The sequence below is a fragment of the Micromonospora sp. NPDC050417 genome (assembly GCF_044458865.1).
Lineage (GTDB): Bacteria > Actinomycetota > Actinomycetes > Mycobacteriales > Micromonosporaceae > Micromonospora_G.
The window spans coordinates 46447-55499 of record NZ_JBITIH010000033.1; the positions used below are offsets into that span (position 1 = coordinate 46447).

The 9053-nt window shown below is 70.9% G+C and carries 6 protein-coding genes; 2 read left to right on the top strand and 4 right to left on the bottom strand.

Annotated features, from left to right (window positions below):
• Positions 1-60: 60 nt before the first annotated feature.
• The 4 genes from ACIBF5_RS30145 to ACIBF5_RS30160 form a co-directional block, all read right to left on the bottom strand.
• Positions 61-2265 carry a xanthine dehydrogenase family protein molybdopterin-binding subunit gene (locus tag ACIBF5_RS30145; protein ID WP_396816322.1) on the bottom strand — a complete coding sequence of 735 codons (2205 nt, stop codon included), beginning with the start codon at positions 2263-2265 and terminating at the stop codon, positions 61-63.
• A complete protein-coding gene (locus tag ACIBF5_RS30150) occupies positions 2262-3254 on the bottom strand; it encodes an FAD binding domain-containing protein (RefSeq protein WP_396816323.1) in 993 nt (330 codons plus the stop codon). Before ACIBF5_RS30150 ends, ACIBF5_RS30145 begins: the two co-directional genes overlap by 4 nt.
• Positions 3251-3784: a (2Fe-2S)-binding protein gene (locus tag ACIBF5_RS30155; protein WP_396816324.1), complete on the bottom strand. Its 534-nt coding sequence runs from the start codon at positions 3782-3784 to the stop codon at positions 3251-3253. The genes ACIBF5_RS30150 and ACIBF5_RS30155 overlap by 4 nt, the downstream gene beginning before the upstream one ends.
• A gap of 140 nt (positions 3785-3924) precedes the next feature.
• Entirely contained in the window at positions 3925-6648 is a 2724-nt protein-coding gene (locus ACIBF5_RS30160) for an MGH1-like glycoside hydrolase domain-containing protein (protein WP_396816325.1), read from the bottom strand.
• A 53-nt stretch (positions 6649-6701) separates the two neighbouring features.
• On the opposite strand from ACIBF5_RS30160, the gene ACIBF5_RS30165 reads away from it, so the two are divergent.
• Complete coding sequence (locus tag ACIBF5_RS30165) at positions 6702-8636, top strand: amylo-alpha-1,6-glucosidase (protein ID WP_396816329.1); 1935 nt, start codon at positions 6702-6704, stop codon at positions 8634-8636.
• Between the two features lie 282 nt (positions 8637-8918).
• Positions 8919-9053: glycogen/starch synthase (locus tag ACIBF5_RS30170; protein WP_396816330.1), on the top strand; the 135-nt coding region annotated here is incomplete at its 3' end.

Here is a 9053-nt window from a genome sequence, read left to right on the forward strand (position 1 = left end):
GCTCCACGCGGGGCTGACCGGCGCGGGGCTGACCGGCGCGGGGCTGACCGGCGCGGCTGTCTACAGCAGGTCTTCGACGGTGATCGGCAGGGAGCGGATGCGACGGCCGGTGGCGTGGTGGACCGCGTTGGCGATCGCCGCCGCCACCCCGACGATCCCGACCTCACCGAGCCCCTTGATCCCGACCGGGCTGAACCGGTCCCGCTCGCCGACGAAGACGACGTCGAGATCGGGCACGTCCGCGCTGACCGGCACCAGGTAGTCGCCGAGTGTCGCGTTGGCGATCCGGCCGGTGCCGGGGTCGAACTCGGTCTGTTCCAGCAGCGACATTCCGATCCCCATCACCGTGGCACCGGTGATCTGGCTCCGCGCGGTCTTCTCGTTCAGGATGCGGCCACCGTCGACGGCCGTGACCATCCGGGCGACCCGCAGCCGGCCGATCTCCTCGTCGACCCGGACCTCGACGAATCGCGCGGCGAACGCGCCCACCGGCTCCACGTCCGCGCCCTCGGGCGTCGGGTCCACCGCGCCGTCCGCGGTCAGCTCGGCCAGGTCGTGACGGGTCAGGATGTCGGTGTACGTCTCCCCGACCGACGGGTCGTCGACCAGGTGGATCCGCCCGGTCGACATGGTGACGTCGTCCACTCCCCTGCCCCGCAGCGGTGACCGCTCGTCGGTGGCGATCACGCCCAGAAAGGCCCGCAGCAGGTTGCCGGCGGCGGCGTGCAGCGCGGCGCCCAACGACATCGCCAGTCCCGAACCGCCGGACTGGGGTGCCGGCGGCAGGTCGCTGTCGCCGAGGTCGAACCGGACCCGGCCGAGGTCGAGACCGAGCAACTCTGCGGTGAGCTGCGTGGCGACCGTGTACGTGCCGGTACCGAGGTCGGTCGCCGCACTGCGGGCGTACGCGGTGCCGTCCCGGCGGATCGAGATCCTGGCCTGACAGGGCGCCTGGTACCAGTGGAAGGTGACCCCGGCCATGCCGTAGCCGACCAGCCAGTCACCGTCGCGCATCGACCGGACCTCGGGGTTGCGCCGCTGCCAGCCGAACCGCTGCGCCCCGACCCGGTAGCACTCCCGCAGCGCCTTGCTGGACCACGGCAGGCCGGACACCGGCGAGACCTCGGCGTAGTTGCGCAACCGGAGCTGGATCGGATCACAGTGCAGCAGGTACGCCAGCTCGTCGAGCGCCGACTCGACCGCGAAGTTGCCCTCGACTGTCCCGGGCGCCCGCATGGCGCCCGGGTTCGGGATGTTCAGCCGTACCTGGCGGTCGTGGGTGGCGACGTTGGGGCAGGCGTACATCTCGGGCGTGACCATGGTGGTGGGTTCGACGCCGCCCTCCTCGATCCCGCCGGTCGAGGTGCCCTCGTGGTCGATCGCCACGAGCTGACCGTCCCGGGTGGCGCCGAGCCGCACGCGTTGCACCGTGGCCGGCCGGTGTCCGATGGAGGTGAACATCTGTGGTCGGGTGAGGACCAGCTTCACCGGGCGCTGGACGGTCCGCGCCGCGAGTGCGGTCAGCACCGCGTGCGGCGGCAGGCGGAGGCCGGCACCGAATCCGCCGCCGATGAAGGGCACGAGCACGCGTACGTTCTGCTCGGGGAGGCCGAACATGGTCGCCAGGACCTGCCGGGCCATCATCGGCCACTGGGTCGACTCGTGGACGACCAGTCGGTCATCCTCCCATCGGGCCACGGTGGCGAAAAGCCCCATCGGGTTGTTGGTCTCCGCCGAGATGGTGAACGTCTCGTCGTAGGTCACCTCGGCCGAGGCGAGGGCGGCGGTGACGTCACCTCGGCTGTTCTCCATCCCCCACGGGTTCCGGTCGACCGGGGCCCGGGGGTCGTCGATGTCGAGCAGGGCCTCCGTCGTCGCGTAGTCGACCCGCACGAGCCGGGCCGCCGCCACCGCCTGCTCAACGGTCTCCGCCACCACGATCGCGACGTGCTGGCCGTAGTGCACGATCCGGTTGTCCTTCAACGGGAACCGGGGCGCCGGGCTGAGCAACACCTTCGGCGCTTCGGCGAGCGCCGGCACGTTCTCGTACGTGAGCACGGTCAGGACCCCCCGCGCCGCACCGGCGGCCACGGTGTCGATCCGGCTGATCGTCCCGGCGCCGATGGTGGACTGCACCAGCGCCGCGTGGACCAGGCCCGGGTAGGTGACGTCCGACGGGTACGGGGCGGCACCGGTCACCTTGACCGGCCCGTCGACCCGGTCGACCGGATCGCCGAGGATGTCCCGGCCGATCACGGCGGTCACGGTCGGGCCTCGGCGACGTCGCGGAGGACCCGGACGATCGTACGTTTGACCAGCTCCACCTTGAACGCGGTGCCGGGCACGGTGAACGGGTCGCGGATCGTCGCCTCCGCCGCCGCCCGGTACGTCTCGACGGTCGGCGCCGCGCCGGTGAGGACCGCCTCGGCCTCGCGGGCCCGCCACGGCACCGTGCCGACACCGCCGAGAGCGAGCCTCGCCCACACGATCGTGCCGTCCTCGATCACCAGGGCCGCGGCGGCGGAGGTGAGCGCGAACTCGTACGACGCCCGGTCGCGCACCTTCAGGTAGCCCGAGCGGGTCCCGGACGGCGGCAGCGGCACCTCCACATGGGTGATCAACTCACCGTGTGCGAGCACCGTCTCGATCTCCGGCCGGTCGCCGGGCAGCAGGTAGAACTCGGTCAGCGGAACGCTGCGCCGGCCGCCGGTGCCCCGAATGTGCACCTCGACGTCGAGCGCCGCGAACGGTACACAGAGGTCCGAGGCGTGCACGGCGATGCACTTCTCGCTGGCGCCGAGGATCGCGTGCATCCGCGCCCGGCCGGCGACCGCCGCGCAGCCGGAGCCCGGCGCGCGTTTGTTGCAGGCCGGCACCGCCGCGTCCCGGAAGTACCGGCACCGGGTACGTTGCAGCAGGTTGCCGCCGATCGTCGCCATGTTGCGAAGCTGGGGCGAGGCACCGGCGAGCAGCGCGTCGTGGACGAACGGCAGCCGCCGCCGTACGACCGGGTCGGCGGAGAGTTCCTCCATGGTGGTGAGCGCTCCCACGTTGAGCTTGCCGACGCCCTCGGTGATTCCGCGCAGCGGGAGCCGGCCGATGTCGACCAGCCGGTCCGACGTGACCACACCGTCCTTGAGCAGCAGGTCGAGCTGGGTCGTGCCGCCGGCGAGATAGGCGGCGGCCGGGTCGGCGCTGACCATCGCCACCGCACCGGTGACGTCGTCGGGACGGACGTACTCGAAGGCGGTCATCGTGCCTCACCGTCCGCTCGCGGCCCGGTGCCGGCTCCGGCGGGCGTAGCGGCGGCGCCGGCCAGCTCGCGGATCGCGGCGACGATGTTCGGGTACGCGCCGCAGCGGCAGAGGTTGCCGCTCATGAGCTCGCGGATCTCGTCGTCGGAGCGGGTGCCCCCGTCGGCGAGCAGCGCGACCGCCGACATGATCTGCCCCGGGGTGCAGTACCCGCACTGGAACCCGTCGTGCCGGACGAACGCCTCCTGCACCGGGTGCAGCCCGCCGTCGGGTGCCAGCCCTTCGACGGTGATCACCTCCCGGCCGTCGCACTGTGCCGCCAGCACCAGGCACGACACCACCGATCTGCCGTCGAGCAGGACCGTGCAGGCGCCGCAGGCGCCCTGGTCGCAGCCCTTCTTCGTGCCGGTGAGGCCGAGGTGGTCGCGTAACGCGTCGAGCAGGGTGACGCGGCTCTCCACCCGCAACCGCCGCGTCTGCCCGTTCACTCGAAGCGTCACGTCGACGTCGGCGGGATGTCCAACGACCATGGATACGACCCTTCACCGCAGGTGTGAGGGGTGGTGTCCACGGGCTGACGTACGCGGGGGTGCCCTGCCGAGAACCTACCCCCACACGCGGTTAGGAAGGGCCCCTTCCTCTACAAAAAGCGATAACAAGGGGCCCTTCCTTACCGGCGGGCGGTGAGGATGAGGTCGGCTACCAGGGCGGTCCATCCGGTCTGGTGCCAGGCGCCCAGACCGGCGCCGTTGTCGCCGTGGAAGTACTCCGGGAAGGCGATCAGGTCCTTCCAGTCCGGGTGGCGTTGGAACAGGTCGCAGGCGCCGTAGATCGGGCGCCGACCCCAGCCGTCCGGTACGAAGAGCGAGATCAACCGGTGCGAGAGGTCGTCGGCGATCTCGCTCAGCGTACGTTTCACCCCGGACCTGGTCGGATACTCGATCAACAGGTCGTCGCCGAAGAAGGCGGCGTAGTCGCGCAGTGCGTGGATCAACAGGAAGTTGGTCGGCATCCAGATCGGGCCGCGCCAGTTGGAGTTGCCGCCGAACAGGCCGCTGGTCGACTCCGCCGGCTCGTACCCGACGGTGAAGTCCTGCCCTCCGAGCGAGACCGTGAACGGCTTTTCCAGGTGCTGCCGGGAGAGCGTCCGGAGCCCGTACGGGGAGAGGAACTCGTCCTCGTCGAGCATCCGGGCGAGCAGGCGTACCACCTGGTCGGGGCCGACCATGGAGAGCAGTCGCTGCTGGCGCCCGTCCGGGGCCAACCGGCGGGCGCCGAGCACGTCGGCGTACTCCGGTTTGTGGGTGAGGAACCAGCGCAGCCGGGCGGCGAGTTCCGGCAGCCGGTGCAGGGTCTTCGCGCTGAGCCGGGTGGTGGCGGCCAACGGCAGCAGGCCGACCACCGAGCGGACCTTCAGCGGGACCTTGCTGCCGTCGGGGAGGCGGAGCTGGTCGTAGAAGAAGGAGTCGTCGTCGTCCCAGAGCCCCTGCTTGTACGCCGCCGCGGCGATGTACGCGAAGTGCTCGAAGAACTTGGTGGCGATGTCCGCGTACGTGGGGTCGTGCTGGGCCAGGGCGAGCGCCATGTCGAGCAGGTTGAGCGCGTACATGGCCATCCAGCCGGTGCCGTCGGACTGCTCCAGCACCCCGGCGACCGGCAGCGCGGCCGAGCGGTCGAACGGTCCGACGTTGTCCAGCCCGAGGAAGCCGCCCTCGAACACGTTGTTGCCGTTGACGTCCTTGCGGTTCACCCACCAGGTGAAGTTGAGCAGCAGCTTGTGCATGACCCGGGCGAGGAAGTCGAAGTCGCGCCCGCCGTCGATCTCGAACACCCGCAGCGCCGCCCAGGCGTGCACCGGCGGGTTGACGTCGGCGAACGCCCACTCGTACGCCGGGATCTGCCCGTTGGGGTGCAGGTACCACTCGCGCAGCAGCAGGACCAGTTGGGCCTTGGCGAAGCCCGGGTCGACCCGGGCGATGGTGACGCAGTGAAAGGCCAGGTCCCAGGCCGCGTACCAGGGGTATTCCCAGGGGTCGGGCATGGAGATGACGTCGAAGCTGTTCATGTGCCACCAGGCACTGTTGCGCCCGTGCCGGCGGCCGGGTGGCGGGGGCGCCGAGCCGGGGTCGCCGTCGAGCCACTGCTGCACGTCGAAGTGGTAGAACTGCTTGCCCCACATCAGTCCGGCGATGGCCTGCCGGGCGACCTGCGCCTCGGGTGCCGGGACGGTGTCCGGGATGATCCGGGCGAAGAAGGCGTCGGCTTCGGCCCGGCGGGCGGCGAGGGTGGTCTCGAAGTCGGCGCCGAGGTCGAGTGCCGGGGCCGGGGTGGTGCTCGGCGGCGGGGCGGTCAGGGTCAGCCGCAGCCGGATCTCCGCCTGCCCGCCGGCTGGCACGTCGAGTACGTAGTGCAGCGCCCCCTTGGTTCCCTCGCGGGCCGGGTTGACCGTCGCCGCGCCGGAGACCACGTGGTCGTTGATCCCGTCCTTGGGGTAGGGGCTGCGGCCGGGCAGGTCCCAGAGTCGTTCGGCGTTCGTCTCGTTGTCGCAGAGCAGCGGGGTGGGTTCGCCGTCGCCGGCGAGGACGAGTTGGCCGAGGATGCCGTGCTCGCCGACGAGCCGGGCGTGGGCGCCGGTGATCGTCGGGACGGCGTCGCGACCGGGCAGACCCCAGGCCCAGGTGTTGCGGAACCAGAGGGTGGGCAGGACGTGCAGCCGGGCTTCCTCGTCACCCCGGTTGGCGACCGTGATCAGCACGCACATGTCGGTCGGTGACGCCTTGGCGTAGTCGACCGTCACCGCCCAGTAGCGGTTGTCATCGAAAATTCCGGTATCGACCAGTTCGTACTCGGTCTCGTCCCGGCCCCGCAGACCGTTGACCGAGACCAGGTCGTCGTACGGGTAGCGGGTCTGCGGGTAGTGGTAACGCCAGCGCATGTACGAGTGGGTCGGCGTCGAGTCCTGGTACCACCAGTACTCCTTGGCGTCCTCACCGTGGTTGCCACCGTCGCTGCCGAGCCCGAACATGCGCTCTTTGAGGATAGGATCGGCGCCGTTCCACAGTGCGAGGGCGAAGCAGAACGTCTGCCGGTCGTCGCAGACGCCGGCCATACCGTCCTCGTTCCACCGGTAGGCACGGGAGCGCGCATGATCATGCGGGAAGTAGTCCCAGGCCGTACCGTGTTCGCTGTAGTCTTCGCGAACCGTTCCCCAGGCCCGCTCCGACAGATAGGGACCCCATTGTCGCCAGGCCTGCTCGCCCGAGTCGGCCTGAGCCAACCGGATCCGCTCCGCGTTGTCTCCCGGGTCTGCGGCGGCCGGCACGTCGCTGATCACCTCCGCTTCCTCGATCTTCCGTCGGAAGATCCCTCGTACGAACTTGACCACACTCGCCATTGTTCCTGGGGCGTGTTACAGACACCCTCGTGGGGCGACTCTCGGGAGGAACGTTGATCGAGATCGGCTTCGGTCCACAGGTCTGCGGACAGTTGAGCGCGGGTGCCAGCCGGGAGTGGTTGGTCCCGGACGGCCGGGGCGGATACGCGATGGGCACGGTCAGCGGACTGCGTACCCGGCGCTACCACGGGTTGCTGGTGGTTGCCGGGGAGACCCCGGCCACCCGCCGACTCGGCCTGGTCAGCCTGGACCCGGCGATCATCTTCCCCTCCGGCGCGCAGGTCCGGCTCGCCACCCACGAGTGGCGTTCCGGCGACGTCGACCCGCGCGGTTTCGAACGGCTCGAACGCTTCGAACTGGTCGACGGGCTTCCCCGCTGGCGCTGGCGGGTCGGTGACCTGGTGATCGAACGCGAGCTGGCGATGACGTACGGGCGGCCCTGCGTCGCCGTGGTCCACCGGCTGATCTCCGGCGGCCCGGTACGGCTCACCCTCGCCGCGGCCTGCACCTGGCGGGACGCGCACGCCGAGCGGCGCGCGGACGGGCCGGCGCCCCGGGTCGAGCCGGTCGCCGGCGGGGCGGTCGTCGAGGGGGCGTACCGGCTCTCCGGACCGGACTGGAAACCGGTCGGCCAGTGGTGGCACGGGGTGCACCACCGTGAGGAGGCGGCCCGGGGACTGCTCGCCGAGGAGGATCTCTGGCACGCGGGCACCTTCACCGGCGAGCTGACGGGCCCCGGCGACACGGTCTCCGTACTCGCCTGGGCGCAGGACCTGGCCGAGGAGCCGCCGGTGGCGACCGAGATCGTCGCCGAGGCCCGGCGCCGCAACCGGCGGGTGGCGGCGGCGGCGAAACCTGCCGGCCCGGTGGAGGCGACCCTCGCCCTGGCCGCCGACGCGTTCGTGGTGCGGACCGGCACCGGGCCGGACGTGGTGGCCGGCTACCCGTGGTTCGGCGCCTGGTCGCGGGACACGATGACCGCCTACGAGGGACTGTTCCTGCACACCGGGCGGGCCGACGAGGGGCGCGAGCTGCTGCGCGCGTACGCGGCGACGCTCTCCGAGGGCATGTTGGCGAACACCGCCGACACCGGCCGGGTGGAGTACAACACGGCCGACGCCACCCTCTGGTTCCTGCACGCGGTGGCCCGGCACGTCGAGCTGACCTCGGACACCGACCTCGCCGACGAGCTGCTGCCGGCGCTGCGCACGGTGGTCGACGGCCACCTCGCCGGCACCCGGTACGGCATCCACGTCGACCCGGACGACGGGTTGCTCACCCAGGGCGCCAGCGGTGAGGCACTGACCTGGATGGACGCCCGGGTGTACGGCATCCCGGTGACGCCCCGGGCGGGCAAGCCGGTGGAGGTCAACGCGCTCTGGATCAACGCGCTCGCCGCTGTCGGGGCCGTCGCGGACCTGCTCGAACAGGACGCCGGTGCCGCGCCCCGGGCCCACCAGCAGGCGCTGGCGTCGTTCCGGCACCGGTTCCCGAGCCCGGTGGGTTGGCTCTACGACGTGGTCGACGCACCGGCACCGACCTACCCGCTGGGCGGCGCGACCCTGCACGACGACGACCTGCTCCGCCCCAACCAACTGCTCGCCTGGTCGCTGCCGTACGCGCCGCTGACGCCGGACCCGGCGGTGCTGCGGCTGCTCGGCGCGGCGCTGCTCACCCCGCTCGGCCCGCGCAGCCTGGCCCAGGACAGCCCCGGTTTCCTCGGCCGGCACCGGGGTGGCCCGGCCGAGCGGGACGGCGCGTACCACCAGGGCACCGTCTGGCCGTGGATGATCGGACCCTGGCTGGACGCCTGTCGGCGGGCGGGAATGTCGACTGACGAAATGTTGATCGGCATAGATTCTCATTTGCCCGAATTTGGCTTAGGCTCGGTTAGCGAGACGGCAGACGGCCTACCACCACACACGGCCACCGGGTGCCCATTCCAAGCGTGGTCCGTGGGCGAGGTGCTGCGCGTCCGCCGGAGCTGAATTCCCGACCGCGCAGGTTCCACAGCCACACCGCCGACACATCCGCGCAACCCGATCGACGCGCATCTTCCACGTACTCGATGCACATATTTCGATCCGTCTGACAAAACCTCATTCGCGGTCTGGACAAAGCTGACCGTTGCCCGTTACATGACCGCAACGGCCACGTCTTCGCTGGTTATCTCGGTACCGGCAGGATTGGCCACAACCCAAAGGACGTGTCACGGCACCCGCCCAGGTGCCTACCCGTGCATGCCCCACACAGACTTGGAGGGCCGGACCATGTCGCCTAAGGCCGAGGTAATAGACATCCGGACCGCCCGCCGGCAGCGGATTCTGATGCTCTCCTGGGAATACCCACCCGTCCTCGTCGGCGGACTCGGCCGACACGTCCACGCCCTCTCCATCGCCCTCGCC

Bases quoted from the DNA above. Each gene is read 5' to 3' on its own strand.
- ACIBF5_RS30150 (WP_396816323.1), bottom strand. From the start codon at position 3,254: ATGACCGCCTTCGAGTACGTCCGTCCCGACGACGTCACCGGTGCGGTG.
- ACIBF5_RS30155 (WP_396816324.1), bottom strand. From the start codon at position 3,784: ATGGTCGTTGGACATCCCGCCGACGTCGACGTGACGCTTCGAGTGAAC.
- ACIBF5_RS30160 (WP_396816325.1), bottom strand. From the start codon at position 6,648: ATGGCGAGTGTGGTCAAGTTCGTACGAGGGATCTTCCGACGGAAGATC.